Origin of the sequence: Psychromicrobium silvestre, from assembly GCF_013408295.1 — a bacterium.
GTDB lineage: Bacteria > Actinomycetota > Actinomycetes > Actinomycetales > Micrococcaceae > Renibacterium > Renibacterium silvestre.
Window position 1 is genome coordinate 739,523 of record NZ_JACBYQ010000002.1, and the last position, 21,246, is coordinate 760,768.

Sequence of the window (21,246 nt, forward strand, 5' to 3'; positions counted from 1 at the left end):
CTTTTCCGGCGCAATGCGCACTTACCCACGTTAACGCGGCCGGACGCACTACGGTGCGACGGCTACTAGCCCCATAGTAGTGTCTAGCGCTTAAAGCTGGCGAACGACTACCCGTGCTGAGCCGGGATCAATACCGGATCAATACCGAATTAATGTGGAAAGAGCAGGCTGAGTGCCTCGCCTAGCTGGTGCACTTCGCGCACCGAGAAGCCGGTAGGGATCGGGCCCGGACCGCTCGGACTAGCCGGTACCACGGCGTGACTGAAGCCCAGGCGGTGTGCCTCTTGAATGCGCTGGTTGATTCCGGGCACTGGCCGCACCTCTCCGGCCAGTCCCACTTCGCCAAAGGCAATCAAGCGGGCAGGCAGCGCCTTGCCGGTATTGGCTGACATCACGGCCAGGGCGATGGATAGATCGGTGGCCGGCTCGGTCAGCTTAACGCCGCCCACGGTGGCCACATAGGAGTCCTTCTCACTGAGATTCGCCTCGGTGCGCTGTTGCAATACGGCCAGCAGCATAGCCACCCGAGAAGAATCCAAGCCGCTCGTCGCCCGTCGGGGTTGAGTGGTGGCGCTTTTCGCCAGCAGACTCTGCACCTCTGCCAGCAGCGGCCGCTTACCTTCCAGCGCAACCGTGATGCAGGTGCCAGAGACGGGGTCCTTGGTGCGGGAGACAAATAAGCCGCTCGGGTCTGCCAGCCCCTCGATTCCTTGCTCGCTGAGATCGAAGCAACCCACCTCATCGGTAGGTCCGTAGCGGTTCTTAGTGGCCCGTAGCAGTCGCAGTCTGGAATGCCGCTCGCCCTCGAACTGGCAGACCACGTCCACCAGGTGCTCAAGCAGCCGCGGCCCCGCAATGGAACCTTCCTTGGTCACATGTCCCACCAAGAGGGTGGTCATGTTCAGCCGCTTCGCCACCGCGATCAGGGAGGCCGCAACTTCCCGCACCTGGCTGACTCCGCCCGCTGTTCCATCGGTCTCGGCGCTGCTAAGAGTCTGCACCGAATCAACGATCAGCAAGCGAGGCTTCAACTGCTCGACGTGCCCTAGGGCAGTACCCAAATCGTTCTCGGCGGTGAGGTAGAGCGCATCGGCAATTGCCCCGATCCGTTCCGCACGCAATTTCACTTGGGCCGCGGATTCTTCGCCTGTGACGTAGAGTACGTCACCATTTTCGCGGGCAAACTTGGCCGCCACATCGAGCAATAGGGTGGATTTGCCCACTCCTGGTTCCCCGGCCAGTAGCACCACGGCTCCCGGAACCACGCCGCCGCCCAGCACCCGGTCAAGCTCCCCGACGCCGGTGGCCAGGTAGTCGGAGGCGCTCGCATCGACCTCGGCAATCCTGGCGGCCGGTACCGCAACGGTACTTGCCGCCGTCGTCCGGGCTACTGTGACGCCAATTTCCTCCACCGTGCCCCAGGCCTGGCACTCACCGCAGCGGCCCACCCATTTGGCCGTGGTCCAGCCACACTCAGCGCATTTATAGCTGTTCCCTGACTTCGTGGAGACTGTACGCGCAGTTTTTGCCATCCTCCGAGCCTACCTAGGAGCACCGACAATCAGTGTCCTCACACCGTGGGGAGCACCTGTTTGGCTTCCTCAGTCTCCATCCCGGCGGCTTCGAGCAGGTCGACCATAAGCGGCCTGAACAGCATCACTACGGTCTCGCCTTCTAGCCGCTGCACGCCCAGCATCTGGGGATGCAATTCCGAGGCAATGGCTACCAGCTCACCGCGCGCATTGTGCAGATTGATAGCACTTGCCGTGGCGTCCCGCTCGGAGAGCCCCAGGGAGAGCAGCTCCACCGCGTTAGCGGTGTTTTCTAGCACTTGTGAAATTCTCTGTACCGCGGAATCACTGAGGGCAGCATTATTGATCGCACTGGTTAGCCGACGGGCAAACACCCGCGCGTTGCGCATGGCGTAGTCGATGTACTGGAGCGAGTCGTTTAGGGTTCCGATTTCGGAGCGGTAGCGCCGATGGGCCGGGGAGATGCTAATTAATTCATCGGACGCCCGCAGGGCAGACCGCATCTGATCGATGAGTGACTGGGCGTTGCGCGCTCGCACCAAGGCATGCCAGGCCGCCGTCGAATCGCTTTGTTGCAGCGCTTCCGCGCAACTTCGGAGAACCTCGGTCAATTCGGTGAGTATTTTCCGGACGTCTTGCTGGGGTTCCTTGCGTGGATCGCGTGGGGTGAGCAGCGTGATGATCAGCGCGAAACAACCGCCCACCACGGCGTCCAGGCTCCTGCTGAACGGCCCGCCGGTGGGAATGGGAAGCAGAATCACCAGCACCGACTGCAGGCCGAGCTGAGTGGCGAAAATGCCGCCACCGTCGAGGAATCGCGCCAACATGATGGACAGGAAGAGTACGACGGCGGCCTGCCAGATTCCGCTGCCGGCCCAGCGCAGCACCAGCTCACCCATAATGATGCCCAGTGTGCAGCCGAGGGCGACCTCAAGGACTCGACGGATCTGGGGATCTCGGGAGAAACCGAGCGCGATGAGCGAAGAGGTGGCCGCAAAGATCGGTCCGCTATGCCCCAGTACATACTCGGCGAAGGCATAGGCGGCCACCGCGCAGATTGTCATTTGGATGGCTGGGACAATCGAATGTCCGCTCCGACGCAGGCTTACTTGGCTGCGGTTGCGGAAGAATCCAGCCGTTGCCGTCAGCGGCCGCCGGGACACAGTCATAAATCCAGTGTAGGTGGCCAGCCGCGAACTCAATGGCCAATATCTGTTAACCCTGCGTTCATCTGCACCGGCCCATCTCGTTACCTCTGCCGCTTAGGTTCATTGTTGTACAGCTATGAAAAGGGCAGGACGCAACCGCAGAATGCACCAGACAGTTCAGTTGGGACCTGGCCTTTGGGGGGCAGTCCAGCTAGATCCCTGGAAGGGGAACAATCACGTGAAGGTACTTCGCTTCGGCCGTGTAGCGGCAGTTATCGCAGTCGGGGCCATCGCCTTGACCGCCTGTGGCACGGATAACGCCACCCCGGGCTCCTCGAGCAATAACTCCGGAGGCAGCACCGGCGCCTCCGTTACCGGCACTTTGACCGGTGTGGGTGCAACCTCGCAGAACTCGGCTATGGACGCTTGGAAGACGAAATTTGCGGCTGCTAATCAGGGCGCGCAAGTCCAGTATTCGCCGGATGGCTCCGGTGCTGGGCGCAAGGCTCTGATCGGCGGAGCCGCACAGTTTGCCGGTTCGGATGCTTACCTGACCGATAGCGAGATCTCTGACTCCAAGAAGGTCTGCGGCACGGACGGCGCGATTGACGTTCCGGTCTACATCTCCCCGATTGCGGTGGCCTATAACCTGAAGGGCGTCTCGGATCTCAAGCTGGATGCCGCAACCATTGCCAAGATTTTCCATGGCGATATCAAGACCTGGAATGATCCGGCCATTGCGGCACTGAACTCCGGTGTCACCTTGCCCTCCACCGCTATCACCGCGGTGCACCGCTCGGATAACTCCGGCACCACCCAGAACTTCACTGACTACCTGGCGCAGACCGCTCCGACCGTCTGGACGGATAAGGCGAGCGGTGACTGGCCCAGCGCACTCGGTGGGGAGAACGCCAAGGGCACCACCGGTGTGGTCAAGCAGGTTACTCAGACCGATGGCGCCGTGACTTATGCCGATGAGTCAGCCGTTGGTTCCTTGGGTGCAGTAAGCCTCAAGGTTGGTACCGAGTTCGTCAAGCCTGCCGCCGATGCCGCCGCCAAGGCAGTGGATGCGTCCAAGGTGGCCGACGGCCGCGGTCCGAACGACATCGCCATCAAGCTTGATCGCACCACCACCGCGAGCGGTGTCTACCCGCTGGTACTCGTCAGCTACCAGGTTTTCTGCTCAAGCTACAAGGATCAGAACACCGTTGACCTGGTGAAGGCTTTCGCTAGCTACGTGGTGAGCACACAGGGTCAGCAGGACGCCGTGGCGGCTGCTAAGAATGCCCCGCTCTCCGCTTCCTTGACCGAGAAAGCCAAGGCAGCCATCGCCTCCATCAAGGTTGGCTCCTAACCTCTCCACTCGGCGAACCGGCTGCGCCGCTTGTGCGGTGCGGCCGGTTCGCCAGTAGTTTGCAAACCATCCAGCCGGAAGGGCTTTAGGTGACATCACCTGCTCTGACTAAAAGCTCAAGCGCGGATCGCGCGGGCGACAAGATCTTCTCCACCGCTACCGTGGTGGCGGGGTGTCTCATTCTCGCGGTCCTTTTCCTGGTCGCTCTCTTCCTCATCGTCCAGGCATTTCCCACCTTCCTTGCAGATCCCGCCGACCTAACCGGCGGCCAAGGTTTCTTTGGCTACGTCATGCCGCTCGTCGTCGGAACCTTGATCGGTGCGGTGATCGCGCTGCTGATCGCCACGCCCATCTCGGTTGGTGTGGCTCTGTTCATCTCGCATTTCGCACCCCGACGGCTAGCCCAAGGCTTGGGATACCTGATTGACCTGCTTGCCGCCATCCCCTCGGTGGTTTATGGGGCTTGGGGCATTGCCTTTCTGGCCCCCCAGCTGAGCGGTGTTTACCAATGGCTGGCCGAATATCTCGGCTGGATTCCGATCTTTGCTGGACCGGCCTCCAATACCGGCCGTACCCTGCTGACCGTCGGCATTGTGCTGGCCGTGATGATCATTCCGATCATCACCTCGCTCTGCCGGGAGATTTTCCTACAGACCCCCAAGCTCCACGAGGAAGCAGCCCTGGCTCTCGGTGCAACTCGCTGGGAAATGATCCGGGTGGCGGTGCTGCCCTTCGGACGCCCCGGGATCATTAGCGCCATCATGCTGGGCTTGGGCCGGGCGCTTGGCGAAACCATGGCGGTGGCGCTTGTTCTCTCCGCAGGTCCGCTGATCGCCAGTTTGATTAAAACGGGCAATCAGACCATCGCGGCGGAGATTGCGTTGAACTTCCCGGAAGCCTTCGGCACCCGGCTCAATGAGTTGATCGCGGCGGGCCTGGTGCTCTTCGTGATCACCCTGGCCGTCAATATGGTTGCTCGCTGGGTCATCAGCCGGCATAAAGAATTCTCGGGGGCGAACTAAATGACTAATGCGACCTTGACCCGAGCGAAGTCTTCGCTGACCAGAGGACAGCTGCCCAAATACGCGCTCTGGCTGGTCCTTGTTGGTGCCGTGGTACTCGGTGCGGCGCTTTCCGCACTGATTGGCTTCAACCTGGTGGGCTTCGTGATCTTCACGGCGATTTTCTTTGTGATCGCCGCGACTATCGTTACCCGGGCGGTGGAGGGCAGCCGGAAGGCAAGTAATAAATTCATTACTTTCCTGGTCTACGGAGCCTTCATTATTGCCCTGCTGCCGCTGGTTTCGGTGATCTGGATCGTCCTGCAAAAGGGCGTTCCGGGTCTGCTCGATCCGGGCTTCCTCTCCACCTCGATGAACGGCGTCACGGGCGTGGAGGACAATGCCACGGCCACCGGAGGGCCGGTACTTGGCGGCGCATATCACGCCATCCTCGGCACCTTGCTCATCACCCTCTGGGCCACCATCATCTCGGTGCCGATTGGTTTGCTGACCGCCATCTATCTGGTTGAGTACTCCAAGGGTGGCTTGCTGGCCCGCGCCATCACCTTCTTTGTGGACGTGATGACAGGCATTCCTTCGATTGTGGCGGGCCTATTCTCGGTGGCTCTCTTCGGGGTGCTCTTCGGCCCGGGAACCAAAACTGGATTCGTGGCGGCGGTGGCATTGTCCGTACTCATGATTCCAGTGGTGGTGCGCTCCTCCGAGGAGATGCTCAAGATTGTGCCCAATGAACTGCGTGAGGCCAGCTACGCGCTCGGCGTGCGCAAGTGGCGGACGGTGAGCAAGGTGGTCATTCCGACGGCGATCTCAGGTATTGCGTCCGGTGTTGCCTTGGCGATTGCCCGGGTTATCGGGGAGACCGCGCCGATCCTGGTCACTGCGGGCTTTGCCACCTCGATCAACTTCAACGCCTTCGCGGGGTGGATGGCTTCACTGCCGACCTATATTTACACCCAGATTTTGAACCCGACCTCGCCCAGCACCATTGGGCCCAGTGATCAGCGAGCCTGGGCAGCCGCCCTGGTGCTCATCATCGTGGTGATGCTGCTGAACCTGATCGCCCGGTTGGTTGCCCGAATCTTTGCTCCTAAGACCGGCCGCTGAGCCGTCGCTAGATCCTCGCCAAATTAAGGAAAGCCCATAATGTCTGTACCTGCCGCAAAGCGGATCGACGTCAAAGACCTCAATGTCTACTACGGCAATTTTCTGGCCGTGGAGGGCGTGAATATTAATATCGAACCCCGCTCGGTGACCGCTTTTATTGGTCCTTCGGGCTGCGGCAAGACCACTTTTCTGCGCACCCTGAACCGGATGCACGAGGTAACCCCGGGGGCCAGCGTTAAGGGCGAGGTGCTGCTCGACGGCGAGGACCTATACGGTCCCGGCGTGGATCCCGTGACGGTGCGGACCAAGGTAGGCATGGTGTTCCAGCGGCCCAACCCCTTCCCCACCATGTCGATCCGGGACAATGTCTTGGCCGGGGTGAAGCTCAACAACAAGCGGATCTCCAAATCAGAAGCCAATACCTTGGTGGAGAAGTCATTGCTGGGTGCGAATTTGTGGAATGAGGTTAAGGACCGACTGGATAAGCCCGGTTCCGGTCTCTCCGGTGGTCAGCAGCAGCGACTCTGCATCGCCCGTGCCATTGCCGTGCAGCCCGAGGTGATCCTCATGGACGAGCCGTGTTCCGCGCTCGACCCGATCTCCACGCTTGCGGTGGAGGATTTGATCAACGAGCTGAAGACTGATTTCACCGTGGTGATCGTGACCCACAATATGCAGCAGGCTGCCCGGGTTTCCGAGAAGACGGCGTTCTTCAACATCGCAGGAACCGGTAAGCCCGGCAAACTGATCGAGTATGCGGAGACCACGACGATCTTCAACAATCCAGCGGTCAAGGCGACCGAAGACTACGTCTCCGGCCGCTTCGGATAAGCCCCACGCCGTCGAGCCCGTCCCCGTCCTAGCGCGAGTTCGCGTCCTATTCTCGGATTCGCCTGTTTTTACCCACGATTTTGTGACTGACACGCGAACTCGCGCCCCCGCCGGGGGACCGCTAGAGCAATGGGGAGAGGGCCAGGTAGAACACCCCGCCGAGTAGGGCGCAGGCTACCGGGGTGAGTAGCCAGAAGAGGGCGATTTTGCCGCCCAGTGGCACATTGCTCACGCTGAAGCGCTGATTGATTCCGGCACCAACCACGGCCGCCGTGGTCAGCTGGGTGGTGGCGAGCGGCAGTTGGAATCCGAAACCTCCGGCAAACAGCATCGCAGCACTGACCGACTGAGCCACCAAACCACGCATCGGATCCACTCGGACCAGCCGATGTGCCAGCGTATAGCCGATGCGCCAGCCACCGATTAACGTCCCCGCCGTCATGAGCACCCCTACCACCAGTACAAGCCACCAGACCGAAGCCCCCGGGTCGCTGGCGCCCAGGGCGGCGAGGGCGAAGAGCATGAGTGCGACGATACGGGAGCCATCCTGCAGGCCATGGCCGAAGGCCACCGCGCTGGCAGCGACCGACTGGGCGCGACGGAATCGCTGGTCGATATTATTCGGCTGCGCATAGCGGGAGAGCCAGGCAATCGGGAAGACCAGCAGGTAGCTCAGCCCGAAGGCAATCAGCGGTGAGATCAACAGCGGTAGAACCACCAGGTTGAGTACGGTTGAACCAAGCCCGTCCAGTGGCGGCGATCCCTTGATTACCGCGGCCAGGGATGCGCCGGCGATGCCCCCGATCAGAGCATGGGTGGACGAAGAGGGATAGCCGATCCACCACTGATGGAGGCCCCAGAGTAAAGCTGAAACCAGCGCGGCGAGGAGGATTGCCAGGCCACCGGTGTCAGGGTGCAGGCTGAACAAATTGTCCTGCAGGCTCAATGCGAATGTTCCGCTGAGCAGCACTCCCACCAAGTTGAACAGGGCAGCAAGTAGGACGGCGACCGTGGGAGTGAGTGCGCGGGTCCGCACTGTCACCGCGATAGCTGAGGCTGCGTCACGCAGGCCGTTGAGAACGGTGAACGCGGCAGCGAAAAAGCACACCAGGACGAAGAAAACGAGCAGCATACTCAGGATTCCTTGACGATAATGCTGCCTACCCTGGTCGCCAATTGCCGGAAGTCCCGGGTGACCTCCAAGAGCTGATCCGCGAAATCCCGGTAACGGAGGTAGCTGCTGGCCTGGTGCTCCTGGAGCAGTTCGACGGAGAAGACCAGATGGGTGCGCTCGGCTCGTTTCGAGAGCCGAAGAATCTCCAACCAGTAGTCCTCCAGACCATCGAGGTCATCGAGTGAGCGCATGGCGTTTACCGTGAGCTCCGCCTGCCGGGCGATAACTTCGAGCTGATCGGTAGCCCGGCGCGGGATTCGTTCGAGTTTGTGCAGAATAAGTAATTCCGCAGAGGCGTCGAGGGTCTCCATCGCTTCATTGAGAATCCGAGACAGCGCGTAAATATCTTCGCGTGGCAGCGGGTTGATGAAACTGGTTCGGAGGTGAGTCAGCAGGGCATAGTGCAGATCGGTTGATTCGGCTTCGCGCTCGCGGATCTGCCCGGCCAATCGTGGATATTCCTGCACCGGTGCGCCAAAGATCTCGGACAGCAAGTGGACACCAAGAACCAATTGCTGCGCCATCTGGGAGAGGATGCTCAGCCCTGCGCGTTCTTGGGGGAAGAGACGAAACTTCAACGGGAGTCCTTGCCATTCCTACTGCTGCGAAGCCGGGGAATGGGTAGCCCCGCACTGAAAACATCCTATCGCGCGCTAGCAATTGAGCACCGTGCTTTGCGCTGGATGAAGGCGGCAGATTCCAGCCCTCGGCGAAGGCTCTGGCGAAGGCCCTGGCAGGAATCAAACAGGGGCTAAACCCCAGGAAATAAGCTTAGAAAGGCACAAAAATGGTGCCGAACCGGGAGCGCCTCTCGGCGTTAGGCCGCTCGAAGCGGCTAAAAGATGGAGCCCGGGGGTTCCACGGTTCGACACCACCTTTAGTGTCTCGCCTTCACGTTGCCATGTCAACGCGGCGAGCCAAATCAAGAGCTAACTAGGCTTTGAATCACTGGCGCGGAGGTTCGTGACTAGCTAGGAGCCGTCTACTGAACCGCCACGGGAAGCTGTCAGGAGGGACTTGCCGCCAGCCGCCGTCGAGCTCTGGTTCTGATCGTCCAGAGCGCTGCACCGCTGGCGATCAACGTGAGTGAGAGGGTAAATAGCAGCCCAGTCACCGCTTGGGTGTAGAGGGCTGGATCCACGGTTTGGCCAAAGTGAGGTGGCCTCGGGAATTTCCGAATGCCGCTGGCTAGCACGTACCAGCCGCCGACGAGCAACCAGAGCACTCCGGTGATGATCAACCCGGCTGCGCTCCGCACGGCCGTGGCGAAAGCCAGGGCGATGAGCACTAGGCCGCCGAGGACGGTAATGGTATTGAGGACAGAGGGCGCTTTGAGATTGCCATTGATCATGGTCGCGACATATCCCTGCCATGAACCAATATCGCTGAGCAACAGTCCTCCACTGAACAACAACACACCGAGTATGGCTGCGAGCCAGCCAAAGCCCGTGCCGAAACCGCGACGCCGTAAGATTGCGGCCGCAATGGCCAGGAAGATGAAGACCAGTCCCAGTGAGCCGGTGCGGCCCGTCAACAGCATGTCTAGGGCAGGGGTGTAAAGCTTGAGAGCCCTGAAAAGTTGAGCCATACTCGCTTGGGAAGCAGGTAGGAACATAGCGACAACCGAGGGTAACAACCAAAGTGCTGCGAGCGCAGGGGCAAGCGAGCTGAGGCTGGCTAGATAGCAAATCCCCGCCAGTAACATAGCGCCCAGCAGAATCATGAGGAGATAGGGAAGAGCCTGTGGACTGAAGGTTTTGAATTGAAGGAGGAACATCCGGTAGGTTTCGGTGCCGCCGGCCGCGAGAAGCCAGAGTCCTAACGGAGCCAATACAAAGCCGAGAATTGCGGCGGTGACCCGCTGGCCAACTCGTGAAGTTCCGGAAAACGTCGGTGGAGTCATCTCCACAGCGTACTATTCCAATGAATAGATGAAAAGGGTTTAGTCCAGCTCGCCCCGTCGCCAAGCGGAAGCCGCATGCTCCAGATCCTCGGCGGTTTTCACCAAGCGCTGGGCGCTGTGGGTAAGTTTGCTGGCGTGGTCTTCGTGGCTGAATTCCCGTTCATCGGCTACCCGGGTCTGGCCTAGCGCCACCACCCGGCAGAAAGCAGCGGAGCGTTCCAGCGCGACGTCGAAATCGCCGTCGAACGCTCCGGAGAGAATCGCGTCGGTCATCATCTTGAGTTCATCCGCCCCGGGTGGTTCTGCCACCCCGGCCACCACATGTGAAACCTGGGCGGTATCTTTACCGGCTTTGAAGTAGACGGCGATCCGCTCCGGATCCTGTTGAGTCGCGGCGCGTAGCGCATAGAGTCGCCAAAGCGCACCGGGAAGCGAGCGGGCAGGGCTCTCTGCCCAGAGTTCCGCGATCACTTCCAAGCCCTGCTGATCGGCCAGGCTGACTAGCCGTGCGGTAATCTCGGGGTCATCATTGGCGCGGCCGTGATGAACAAGCGCATGAGCGGCCAAGTGAGCGGCCTCAGAAACCCGAGCCGGATCGGCACCACCCGTGAAGGGCTCGAAGTCTGAAGGGGCCAGGGGTACTGGTCGATGTGGCCGGGGGCTGCGACTTCCTGGGTTCTCGCTCATGTTTTGACGATACTCCTGTGTGCTGACCGGGTCGAGGATGCTGGAGAATTCCTCGGCGCGGGGGAATCGAATTGCCGAGGCTGACAAGGTGTGCGACAGTATTAAGGTCCATTTGTGCGAGTTCGTCGCGATTCTTTATCGAATCACCGGTGCGCTGGCACGGACTGGTCTGCGCCTTTAGCTCAGTTGGTAGAGCATCGGACTTTTAATCCGTGGGTCGAGGGTTCGAGCCCCTCAGGGCGCACCAACGTTATCGAGTGTGGAGATCTGCATCTTAAAACCGCTTCAAAACGTGCAGATCTCCACACTCGACGCGTAGTGGCAACGGAACGACGGGCCGAAAACGCCGAACGATGCGAAAACGATCAGCTACCGCTCGCAGATTTCCTTCAACTTAGCCAGCCCCTTGGGCCACATGTCCTCGAACATGGCGCTAATATCCTCGCTGCTGTCGAGCTCGATATCCACGGTGGTTACTCCGTCCTTTTCGGTGAAGGAGTAGTTCTCGTGACTGCCGATCCAGATCTGAACCTGATCGCTGCTGCTATCCACCACTCCGTTGGTCACCACTCCGAGGTAACGAATGGAGAGGAACTCGGCGGGCCTGTTTTCCTCGATGATGCCGGCCAAACCGCCCAGTCCACCGTTACCGTCAGGGCCGAGGAACTGCATTTCGCTTCCTTGTTCCCAATTGCCAACAAAATGCGAGCCCTCATGGAACACTTCGGTCCACTCCCGGTAGTTGGCATCGGAGAGCATTAACTCCCAGACTTTTTCCTTGCTTGCCTTGATTTCCACGCTGAAATTGAGCTTTTCCATGCCTGGACTGTAGCACCGGAACTTGGCGGGGCACAGGGTTTGGGTTTTATCAGAGGAGCCCCACAACGTGATCGAAATGCAAGACTGGGGTTATGAGTGCAGAGCATGATCGCTTGGCGGAATCGCGGCAGATGAATGATCCTTGGCGGCGCTGGGGACCTTATCTCTCGGCTCGGCAGTGGGGCACCGTTCGCGAGGATTATTCCGCCGACGGCAATGCCTGGGACTACCTTCCCTTCGAACAGTCTCACCAGCGGGCGTATCGCTGGGGCGAGGACGGGTTGGCCGGTTTGAGTGATGAGCAGGGTCTGCTGAACTTCTCGGTGGCGCTCTGGAACGGTCAAGACGATCGGCTCAAGGAGCGGCTTTTCGGACTGACCAATGAGCAGGGTAACCACGGTGAGGACGTCAAGGAATATTGGTGGCCGCTAGATGCCACACCCACGCACTCCTGGGCGCAATGGCTCTACCGCTACCCGCAGGCCGCCTACCCCTACCAGGATCTGCGTGAAACGAACGCTCGGCGAGGTCGGAACGAAGCCGAATACGAGCTGAGCGATACCGGGGTACTCGACGAAAACCGTTTCTTCGACGTGGTGGTGAGCCATGCCAAGGCCTCCCCGGACGATATTTGCATCACCGTGACTGCTACCAACCACGGCCCAGAAGCAGCTCCGCTGCATCTGGTTCCGCAGCTCTGGTTCCGTAATACCTGGGCTTGGCGCGAAGGCGCAGAACAACCCCGGCTGCAACGGTTGGACGCCCCCGAACTGGCGCAGCCCAACCTCCGCGCAGTGCGGGCCGATCACCGGGTGCTGGGCCGCTATCTGCTGGCCGCCGAGGGTACCCCGCAGGTGTTGGTCTGCGATAACGAGACCAACGCCCAGGCGCTCTTCGGCTCACCAAACCGGTCAAAGTATCCCAAGGACGGCATCGGACGCGCGGTCTGTCAGGCGGACGACGGCGGCCTGAACCCGGCGGGAACCGGAACCAAAGCTGCCTTTCACTACCAGTTCGACGCCGTGCAGCCCGGTGAGAGCGTGACCATCAGGTTGCGCTTGAGTAATGACGAGCTGGCCGAAGCCCCCTTTGGGCCGAACTTTGAAGCGGTCCTGGCCGACCGCCGTCGTGAGTCTGATGACTTCTACGCTGAAGTGATCCCGGCGAAGACCGAGGCTGCGGATACGCTCACCGCGCGCCGGGCTTTCGCTGGCTTGCTTTGGGGCAAGCAGCTTTACCGCTTCAATGTGGCGCGTTGGCTGGACGGTGACCCCACCGAGCCGCCGCCCCCGGCGGAGCGAGCCAAGATCCGTAATGGAAGCTGGCGAAACCTGGACCTGGCCGAGGTGATCTCGATGCCGGATGAATGGGAGTACCCCTGGTTTGCATCCTGGGACTTGGCCTTCCACACCGTGCCACTGGCGCATATCGATCCGGACTTCGCAAAGGCGCAGCTGGTGTTGCTCTGCCGGGAGTGGGCCATGCACCCCAACGGTCAGTTGCCTGCCTATGAATGGGAGTTCGGCGATGCCAACCCTCCCGTGCACGCCTGGGCGGCCTGGCAGGTCTACCAAATCTCCGGCGCTCAGGACCTGGGTTTCTTGCAGCGGGTCTACGCCAAGTTGCTGCTGAACTTTTCGTGGTGGGTGAACCGAAAGGATGCCGATGGCTCCAACCTCTTCGAGGGCGGATTCCTGGGAATGGACAATATTTCGGTCTTTGACCGCTCTAAGGATGTCCCGGAAGGCTTCCGGCTGGAACAGTCGGACGCCACCAGTTGGATGGCTTTCTACTGCCTGGGGATGCTCCGGATCTCACTGGAACTGGCTCGCAGGGAACCCGGCTGGCAGGATATGGCGACCAAGTTCCTGGAGCACTTTTTGGCCTTGGCGCAAGCGATGGACAGCTTTGGCTCCGGCGGCGTGCAGCTCTGGGACGAGGCGGATGGCTTCTTCTATGATGTTTTAGTTTCCGACGGCGGCGCGGGACGTCCGGCAGGGACGGAACCGGTGCGGGTGCGTTCCATGGTCGGACTGCTACCGCTCATCGCGGTGGCGATTGCACCCGACTGGGTGGAGCGGGAACTGCCGGAGTTCGCTGCCCGGGTGCGCTGGGTGCAGCGCCACCGCCCGGAACTATCCCAAGCCTTGATCAGCGCTCATGGCGGAGATTCGGTACGCTACAGTCTTTCGGTGCTCAACTCCGAGCGGTTGGAGCGCCTGCTGTCGAGGCTGCTGGACGAGGGCGAATTTCTCTCCGAACACGGCATTCGCTCGCTCTCGGCAGCCTATCGGGGTGGCAGCAGCGTCCAACTAGCAGGACGTGATCTGGGCATCGCTTATCTGCCCGGGGAATCCGATTCGGGTCTTTTCGGCGGCAATTCAAACTGGCGAGGACCGGTCTGGTTCCCGGTCAACCTGTTGTTGGTGGATGCCCTTGACGATCATGCCGCGGGAGTCGGTTCCTCACTCCGGCCCGGTGGACACTCGCTCAGCGAGGTGTCGGAAGAGCTCCGTGAGCGGTTGATCTCGCTGTTTCGCCCGGCTGCTGGCGGGCGGCGTCCGGGGCAGCCTCGGGACTTCGGGGACGGGCCGCTCTGGGATCATCCGACCTTCAGCGAGTATTTCCACGGTGACACCGGGATCGGCCTGGGGGCCTCTCATCAAACCGGCTGGACCGCCGTCGTAGCTCATCTGATCTGCACTCGAAAGGGTTGATCGCACCCGATTGGTCTATGGATTTTGCCGAGGCCTCAAGCCCGGCGTCTACGCTCCCAAAAAACCGCGTGCAGGACCAGGGTGGTGAACAGGCTGATAAAAGCAGGGATGAGGAAACCCACGGTGAAGGGAGCGAAAACGCTGAGCCACGACGTTTCGTTATGAATCACCGGACCCGATGAATCAAAAGTTACGTTGGCGTATGCGGGCGTCTGAGCGCTGCCAATGAAGCCCAGCACCGTGAGTAGGATGAGCGCCCCGCTGAGCGCCCAGAGTCCGATCAGCCAGGGGTTGAAGCGATTCGATGCCTCAGCCTGGATTTCGGTTTCTATTTCATTGACGGCCAGGCGCATGCCATTTTCGTCCAGCTCGTGAATTTCGATTGATTCCGGGTTTTCCGACATGCCTTACAGCATAGGTGAGTAGCATGGCCTCATGTCAGCAAGCAATCGAACGGCCTTGATTACCGGTGCTACCGCAGGTTTGGGAGCGGAATTTGCCCAGCAGCTAGCTGCCGCCCGAAACAATTTGGTGTTAGTAGCCCGCGACGCCGCCCGGCTGGAGGCGAAGGCGGTGCGCCTGCGCCAGGACTTCGCCATTGAGGTGGAGACCATCTCCGCCGATCTGCAGAGCGAAGAGGGCATTGCATTGGTGGTCCAAAGGCTGAAAGAAGTCGAGAGCCCGGTAGACATTTTGGTCAACAATGCGGGGTTCGGGCTGACTAAGTCCTTTGAGCAGAACACGGTGCAGGAGGAATCCGATCACCTGCAACTACTGGTTGCCACCCCCATGCTGCTAATGCATGCGGCGCTGCCCGGAATGCTGGCTCGGGGACGTGGCCAGATCATCAACGTCGCCAGTGTGGCCGGATTTATCCCGCGAGCCAGCTACGGCGCTTGCAAGGCTTGGCTGATCAGCTTTAGTCGCTGGGCCAATGTGCACTACAAGAATCGTGGGGTGAGCGTGACCGCGGTCTGCCCAGGCTTTGTGCACACCGAATTCCATCAACGGATGGGTGCCACCACCAGCGGAATTCCGCAGTGGATGTGGCTCTACCCGGATCGGGTGGTCCGTGAGGGCTTGGCTGATGCGAATTCCGGAAAGAGTGTCAGCGTGCCTTCTAAGCGTTATAAAGCTCTGACATTCTTGAGTAAATTCAGCTCGGATAAATTTGGCGCATTTGCCGGAACGCGTGGCCGCTAAAGGGCAATTTGTGTATCATCGAAGGATGAATACATTGATTTAAGGCCAATTCTGGCCTCCAGTAAACCTGGCCTATCCCAAATCAACTTCGGCTCGTTGAGGCTTAGCCTCCGAGTATTTCCTCGTTTAGCCCAGCCTCTTTTGGCGAGCCTTCATTTCTTTGAGAAGGAGCAAAAATTGCGCCCCATCGATCCCCAAAACACCCCGAATATCCGTTTTACCCCATCGGTAGAAGCCAAATTGAGCGATGCGGCTAAGGAATCGCTCGCCAGGAAGCAGGCTCAGTCGAACCTGTCCGGCGGCCAGGCGGTAGCGCGTGGCCATAAACCGACGCATGCCAGCGGCAAACAAGGGCCGCGGGAACGCAAGGTTCGCTGGTAAGAGTCGTTGCTGAACGTGTTGTGTTAGCCCAGCTCCGGCTGTTCCAGCAGCCGGAGCTGGCTGCCCGAATGCTCTAGCTCCAGAACGGTGAAGACGTTTAGACCCGAACGGAGCAAGCCCGCCGGCAGATACAGCGACTTCTGCGGACCAAGCTGCCAGTACCTGCCCAGCAGGAAGCCATTGACCCAGAGGAATCCCTTGCCGAAGCCGGGCAGCTCAAGGTGGCTATCCCGGGGTTCGTCGAGTTCTAACTCGGCCCGAGAGAAACCGGGGCCTTCGGGTTCCCGAGGTGTTCCGGAATGATGCAGTGCCTCAAGCTGAGCCTCGTCCCACTCCGCCAGGGGCAGCGTCGCGTGCTGCCAGCCCGAGGTGAGCCGTTGGTTGATTAGTACCCCGGAGAGTCCCTTGCCCTGACCGAGCAAATGACCGTAGTTAATCCGGCCCTGGTTCTCCACCAGAACTTCCAGAACCGCAGCTTCACCCCGACCTTCCAACTCCAGAGGCTCATGCTCGGTACCCGCCAAGCAGCCCATCGGAATGCCATCTAGCCAGACATAGGCCCGATCGTGCAGCCCGCTGATCCGGAGGGTGAACTTCCCTGCGGGCAGGATTGGTTCGGCGCGGTAGAGCACCAGGCCCTGTGCGCAGTCGAGTTGCTCAAAGCTCAGCGGAGCGGGGCTGCTTGAGGTTAGTGGCAGCTCACGCAGTAGTTCCGGCAGCGCTGCCCCGGCGATTACCGGCAATTCGCCCGCCGGTAATACCTGGTTCGGGGCTAGCAACTCCGGGCTGAGCTCGGGCAATTCCTGCCCGGCGAAGCGGCCGAAAAGCTCACGCATGGCATGGAACTTCTCCGTCAGGGCACCATCTTCGGCAATCGGAGCATCCGAGTCGTAACTGGTCACGGTGGGTTGTAGAACACGATCAAAATTCGCCCCGGCGTTGAGCCCAAAATTCGTCCCGCCATGCGCTATATAGAGGCAGACCGAACCTCCGCCGTCGAGAATCTCGGCCGCCTCCGCGGTCGCTTCCGAGGCTGACCGATGATGATGCTCCTCGCCCCAATGGTCAAACCAGCCGTTCCAGAACTCGGCGGCAATAAAATGCTCGCCGGGCCTGCGTCGTTTCCAGGTTTCGATTGCTTCGGCGCCTCGGCTGCCCAGCGTGCCGGTGGCCAGTAGCTCCGGAATGGCGCCGCCGTCGAGATAGAAGTCATTCGCGCCGTCGGCGGAGAAAATCAGTTCGGTCACCCCGCGCTCTAGCAATGCTTGGCGCGTCCAACGCATGTACTCGGCGTCATCGCCAAAGCTGCCGTATTCGTTTTCCGCCTGGAAAGCCACGATGGGGCCGCCATTGCTGGCTTGCAGGGGAGTCAGCAGCGGCAGCAGCCGGTCGAACCAATGTTCCACCGCCCGCTGGTACTGGTCTTGACGGCTGCGCAGTTGGATCCCCGGTGTGCCGCTCAGCCAGGCTGGGAAGCCGCCGTTATCCCACTCGGCGCAGATGTAGGGACCCGGGCGCACGAGTACGTCTAGGCCCTGCTCGGCGGCTAGCTCGATAAACCGTGGCAGATCCCGCCAGCCACTAAAATCAGCAGCCGAGCGCGTGGGCTGATGAAAATTCCAGGCAATATAGGTGTCCAGTGTATTGGCCCCCATTGCCGCGAGCCTGGCTAACCGATCTGCCCACTGACTCGGGTGCACCCGGAAATAGTGGATCGCGCCGCCGAGCAGCCGGTGTGGCTGGCCGTGGCGGAACAACTGTCCATCGGCGGTGTGCAGTGCGGGGCCAGGAGTCTGCGAAAGGGGAGGCACCCTTCGATGCTAGCCGTAGCTAGCGGCCAGGCACAGCGGGAATGCCCTCTACCGGGGTGGCAGGTTCGTAACTGTCGTCGAAGGGCATCTCGTTCAGGTCCAGATCGGGATTCTCGTCCTGAGTAGCCACCAGTTCCCGGGCTTCTTCCACGGTGTCCACGCTCGGCATAGAACCGGGCAAGGGGCGCCCCGCGGTCTCGCGCAGGAAGAAAATGGTCACAGCGCCGACGGCGGAGGTCGCCATCAGATAATAGGCGGGCATCATGTCGTTACCGGTGAGTTGAATCAACCCGGCAACGATGAACGGGGTGGTACCACCGAAGATTGCCACCGCGAAGTTATAGGCAATGCCCATTCCGCCATAGCGGCTCGAAGTGGGGAACAGGGCGGGCAGTGCCGAAGCCAGATTAGAGACGTAGAAGGTCACCGGGAAGGCGATTAAGGCCAGTCCGAGCAGCGTGGACCACACCTCGCCGACGCCGATTAGTAGGAACGCCGGGGCGGATAACACCACGGTGCTCAACGCGCCGATCCAGAGAATGGGGCGGCGTCCGATTCGATCCGAGAGCCGCCCACTGAGCGGAATGCAGACTGCCATGATCACCAACACCGGGATGGTGAGCAGGGTGCCGTGTACCTCGTCGTAACCCTTTGATTCGGTCAGGTAGGTCGGCATATAGGAGGTCAGGGCATAGCCCACGGTGTTTGCAGCAGCCACCAGGATCATCGCCACGATGATTTGCCGCCAATAGGCTTTGACAATGCCGAGTGGCCCCTTGACCGCTGCGGCATCTGTGGCCTGGGCATCCTTGGAGATCGCTTCCTGGGCGTCCAGGGTGGCTTGGAATTGAGGTGATTCTTCGATCCGGCTCCGGAAGTAGACCGCGATGGCACCCAAGGGACCGGCCAGCAGGAAGGGAAGGCGCCAGCCCCACTGTTCCATGGTGTCCTGACCGAGGGTGAGCTGCAGAACGGATACCAGGGCAGCGCCCAGCGCAAAACCGAGATAACTACCCATGTCGAGGAAGCTGGCGAAGAAGCCGCGTCGTTTGTCCGCCGCATACTCGCTGACAAAGGTGGTGGCGCCGGCGTATTCGCCTCCAGTGGAGAAGCCTTGCACCAATTTGAGCAGCACCAGCAACACCGCGGCCCAGATTCCGATGCTGGAATAACCCGGCAATACGCCGACCAGGAAGGTGGACGCTGCCATAATCAGCAAGGTGGTGGCCAGAACCTTCTGCCTGCCGACCTTATCTCCCAGCCAACCGAAGACCACGCCGCCTAAGGGGCGAGCTATGAAGGTCGCCGCGAAGGTGCCTAGCAAGAACAGGGTTTGCACCGATCGATCCGCCTCGGGCAGGAATACCGGCCCCATTGTGCTGATCAGATATCCGAACACCCCGACGTCGTACCATTCCATGGTGTTCCCGACGATGGTGCCGCCCAATGCTTTTTTCAGCATGGGCTTACTCACCACATTGATATCGGAGAAGCTGAGTCGGCGTTTTTTCAGCCGCCCAGAGCGCCCAGCTCGATCGAGCTTCGGCTCTCTTGCGGTGTCTCTTGCAGCATCCCTTGTGGTGCTTTTGCTTGTCGTGGTGTTGCTTCGGTCTGTGGGCATTTGGGTCTCTCCAAGGAGGTCATTTGCTTGCGACTTTCAACCGCCCGGCCCCGGGCAGGCCTTCTACGTTACGGAATTTCAACCCGGAATGTGGCGGGAAGGTCGAATAATGCCAGTCTTCGGAGGGTGGTTCTGGCGGTGCATCCCAGTGTTCGTATGGATTGGCGATCGTTACCTTATCGTTACTTTTGCGAGGGTAATTGACGATCGAAATGACTTCCGCGTAGCTGCATTGCTGGGTTCAGAGACCCAGTTCATGCAGTGCTGGTAGCCCCCCACGCACCGCTGTTCTGGCATCTTCCGCGCTCGCCTCAGCTAAAGCCAAAACGGCCAGCTCACGGGCGCGCTTCAGCGAGACGGTTTTCAGTACGGCAGCCACCGCGGGCAAAGCCCGTGCGGTCATCGACAGGGTGCTCACTCCCAACCCAGCCAGCACGACGGCGAGAGCGGGATCCGCGGCAGCCTCACCGCAGACTCCCAACGGCTTAGCCGCAGCTTGCGCAGCCTCGGCGCAGCCCGCGATTAGCTTCAGTACCGAGGGCTGCCAGGGATCGTTTAGCCCGGATAGCAGTCCGAGCTGGCGATCCGCCGCCATCGTGTATTGGGTGAGGTCATTGGTGCCCAGGCTGGCGAAGTCGACGTGCTGGAAGATCTTGGCCGCGCTGATGGCAGCAGCGGGCACCTCGATCATCACCCCGGAGCTGCGCAACCCCGCTGCCCGACACAAATCGGCAAAATCTGCGGACTCCGCCGGAGTGGAAATCATCGGAGCCATCACCCAGACCTCCGCAGCGGTGCCGACTGCCGCCGTCGAAATGGCCTCTAACTGTCGTTTCAGAACTCCTGGGTTGTTCAGGCCGGTGCGGTACCCCCGCAATCCCAGCGCGGGATTGGGTTCGGCCGCGTTACTGAGAAAGGGCAGCGGTTTGTCCGCGCCAGCGTCGAGGGTGCGGACCACCACCTTCCTCGGTTCGCCCGGTACCGAGAAAGCCTGAAAAACGCCTCGGTAAGCCTCGACTTGTTCTTCCATTGAGGGCTCGGAATCGCGGTTTAAGAAAAGGAACTCGGTGCGGAACAGGCCGACGCCCTCGGCTCCGGCGGCGGCCGCCAGCACTGCCTCCTTGGCGTTGCCGACATTGGCGAGCAAGGGCAGCAGGTGGCCATCGGCAAGGATGCCCCGGCCATCAAAGTTCCCCCGGGTGGCGGACTTGGCAGCCCAGCTCTGTGCCGCTGCTCGCTGTTCGGCGCTCGGCTCGATGCTCAGCGTTCCTTCCGCCCCGTCCAGAAAGACTTCGGTACCCTCAACGATTCCGGTCACCCCGGGCGCTGCCACGACGGCGGGGAGGCCGAGTGCGCGCGCAATAATCGCGGTGTGCGATTGCGGCCCGCCCTCCGAGGTGGCTAGGGCGAGCACCAGAGCGGGATCGAGAGTGGCGGTATCAGCCGGAGCCAGTTCCTCGGCGATCAGAATGAAGGGTTCAGTGCCTGCCGGAACGCCGGGCGCGGGTAGTCCACGCAATTGGGCGACCAGTCGGGCCCGCACATCGAAGACGTCGTGCACCCTTTCCGCCATATAGCCGCCCAGTTGGCGCAGCATGGCGGCGACCTCCTCGGCAGCCTCCCAGACCGCGCGTTCCGCGGAGAGGCCGGTGCCGATCAGTTTCGTCGAAGACTTGATGAGCGCCGGGTCGGCGGCCATCAAGGCGGTCGCCTGCAATATCTCCTTGGCATCCCCGGTGGCGCGGTCGGCTCGTTCACGCAATTCCGCCTGAACTGCGCTGGCCGCGGTCTTGAGGGTTTCGACGGCGTGCTCCGCGCTGGTACCGGGGGCAAGGGTTTGGCCAGCAGGCGGTTCGAGGACGGTCGGGGGCATTTGTTTCACCGGTCCGGTCACCCGGCCGGGACTGACTCCGACTCCGCTAAATGTATTCATAAAACC

18 protein-coding genes and 1 tRNA gene are annotated in these 21,246 nt (G+C 60.8%); 8 read left to right on the forward strand and 11 right to left on the reverse strand.

The annotated features are described in order from the left end of the window. Positions 1-149 precede the first annotated feature (149 nt). On the reverse strand, positions 150-1,532 hold the full coding sequence (radA, locus tag FHU41_RS11485) for a DNA repair protein RadA (protein WP_179389791.1): 1,383 nt from the start codon (positions 1,530-1,532) through the stop codon (positions 150-152). A gap of 38 nt (positions 1,533-1,570) precedes the next feature. Further along, positions 1,571-2,701: an FUSC family protein gene (locus FHU41_RS11490; protein ID WP_179389792.1), complete on the reverse strand. Its 1,131-nt coding sequence runs from the start codon at positions 2,699-2,701 to the stop codon at positions 1,571-1,573. 217 nt (positions 2,702-2,918) lie between these two features. On the opposite strand from FHU41_RS11490, the gene pstS reads away from it, so the two are divergent. The 4 genes from pstS to pstB all read left to right on the forward strand — a co-directional run bounded on the left by pstS (position 2,919) and on the right by pstB (position 6,991). Continuing rightward, positions 2,919-4,034 carry a phosphate ABC transporter substrate-binding protein PstS gene (pstS, locus tag FHU41_RS11495; protein WP_179389793.1) on the forward strand — a complete coding sequence of 372 codons (1,116 nt, stop codon included), beginning with the start codon at positions 2,919-2,921 and terminating at the stop codon, positions 4,032-4,034. A gap of 89 nt (positions 4,035-4,123) precedes the next feature. Further along, on the forward strand, positions 4,124-5,056 hold the full coding sequence (gene pstC / locus FHU41_RS11500) for a phosphate ABC transporter permease subunit PstC (RefSeq protein WP_179389794.1): 933 nt from the start codon (positions 4,124-4,126) through the stop codon (positions 5,054-5,056). After that, the gene (pstA, locus tag FHU41_RS11505; RefSeq protein WP_179389795.1) at positions 5,057-6,160 is read left to right on the forward strand and encodes a phosphate ABC transporter permease PstA; all 1,104 of its coding nucleotides are present in this window, start codon (positions 5,057-5,059) and stop codon (positions 6,158-6,160) included. A 39-nt stretch (positions 6,161-6,199) separates the two neighbouring features. Further along, positions 6,200-6,991: a phosphate ABC transporter ATP-binding protein PstB gene (gene pstB, locus FHU41_RS11510; RefSeq protein WP_179389796.1), complete on the forward strand. Its 792-nt coding sequence runs from the start codon at positions 6,200-6,202 to the stop codon at positions 6,989-6,991. 121 nt (positions 6,992-7,112) lie between these two features. On the opposite strand, the gene FHU41_RS11515 is transcribed toward pstB, so the two are convergent. The 4 genes from FHU41_RS11515 to FHU41_RS11530 all read right to left on the reverse strand — a co-directional run bounded on the left by FHU41_RS11515 (position 7,113) and on the right by FHU41_RS11530 (position 10,755). Next, entirely contained in the window at positions 7,113-8,123 is a 1,011-nt protein-coding gene (locus FHU41_RS11515) for an inorganic phosphate transporter (RefSeq protein ID WP_179389797.1), read from the reverse strand. A 2-nt stretch (positions 8,124-8,125) separates the two neighbouring features. Beyond that, complete coding sequence (locus tag FHU41_RS11520; protein ID WP_179389798.1) at positions 8,126-8,743, reverse strand: DUF47 domain-containing protein; 618 nt, start codon at positions 8,741-8,743, stop codon at positions 8,126-8,128. Positions 8,744-9,171: 428 nt separating this feature from the next. After that, complete coding sequence (locus FHU41_RS11525) at positions 9,172-10,068, reverse strand: hypothetical protein (RefSeq protein WP_179389799.1); 897 nt, start codon at positions 10,066-10,068, stop codon at positions 9,172-9,174. A 39-nt stretch (positions 10,069-10,107) separates the two neighbouring features. Then, complete coding sequence (locus tag FHU41_RS11530) at positions 10,108-10,755, reverse strand: hypothetical protein (protein ID WP_179389800.1); 648 nt, start codon at positions 10,753-10,755, stop codon at positions 10,108-10,110. A gap of 171 nt (positions 10,756-10,926) precedes the next feature. Between FHU41_RS11530 and FHU41_RS11535 the strand changes: the two genes are divergently transcribed. Next, positions 10,927-11,002: transfer RNA gene (locus FHU41_RS11535), tRNA-Lys, on the forward strand. A 122-nt stretch (positions 11,003-11,124) separates the two neighbouring features. On the opposite strand, the gene FHU41_RS11540 is transcribed toward FHU41_RS11535, so the two are convergent. Next, a complete protein-coding gene (locus FHU41_RS11540; protein ID WP_179389801.1) occupies positions 11,125-11,574 on the reverse strand; it encodes an SRPBCC family protein in 450 nt (149 codons plus the stop codon). Between the two features lie 92 nt (positions 11,575-11,666). Between FHU41_RS11540 and FHU41_RS11545 the strand changes: the two genes are divergently transcribed. After that, complete coding sequence (locus FHU41_RS11545) at positions 11,667-14,291, forward strand: MGH1-like glycoside hydrolase domain-containing protein (RefSeq protein ID WP_179389802.1); 2,625 nt, start codon at positions 11,667-11,669, stop codon at positions 14,289-14,291. A gap of 35 nt (positions 14,292-14,326) precedes the next feature. On the opposite strand, the gene FHU41_RS11550 is transcribed toward FHU41_RS11545, so the two are convergent. Next, positions 14,327-14,695 (reverse strand): hypothetical protein, encoded by a 369-nt coding sequence (locus FHU41_RS11550; protein WP_179389803.1) that lies wholly within the window; start codon positions 14,693-14,695, stop codon positions 14,327-14,329. Between the two features lie 31 nt (positions 14,696-14,726). On the opposite strand from FHU41_RS11550, the gene FHU41_RS11555 reads away from it, so the two are divergent. Together FHU41_RS11555 and FHU41_RS11560 are read left to right on the forward strand one after the other, a co-directional pair. Then, positions 14,727-15,494, forward strand: a complete 768-nt coding sequence (locus FHU41_RS11555; protein ID WP_179389804.1) for an SDR family NAD(P)-dependent oxidoreductase — start codon at positions 14,727-14,729, stop codon at positions 15,492-15,494. A 177-nt stretch (positions 15,495-15,671) separates the two neighbouring features. Further along, the gene (locus tag FHU41_RS11560) at positions 15,672-15,875 is read left to right on the forward strand and encodes a hypothetical protein (RefSeq protein ID WP_179389805.1); all 204 of its coding nucleotides are present in this window, start codon (positions 15,672-15,674) and stop codon (positions 15,873-15,875) included. A gap of 23 nt (positions 15,876-15,898) precedes the next feature. On the opposite strand, the gene FHU41_RS11565 is transcribed toward FHU41_RS11560, so the two are convergent. The 3 genes from FHU41_RS11565 to ptsP all read right to left on the reverse strand — a co-directional run bounded on the left by FHU41_RS11565 (position 15,899) and on the right by ptsP (position 21,240). Continuing rightward, a complete protein-coding gene (locus tag FHU41_RS11565) occupies positions 15,899-17,686 on the reverse strand; it encodes a glycoside hydrolase family 35 protein (RefSeq protein WP_343046320.1) in 1,788 nt (595 codons plus the stop codon). Positions 17,687-17,705: 19 nt separating this feature from the next. Then, positions 17,706-19,307: an MFS transporter gene (locus tag FHU41_RS11570; protein ID WP_179389806.1), complete on the reverse strand. Its 1,602-nt coding sequence runs from the start codon at positions 19,305-19,307 to the stop codon at positions 17,706-17,708. Positions 19,308-19,548: 241 nt separating this feature from the next. Continuing rightward, entirely contained in the window at positions 19,549-21,240 is a 1,692-nt protein-coding gene (gene ptsP / locus FHU41_RS11575) for a phosphoenolpyruvate--protein phosphotransferase (RefSeq protein WP_179389807.1), read from the reverse strand. Positions 21,241-21,246 lie beyond the last annotated feature (6 nt).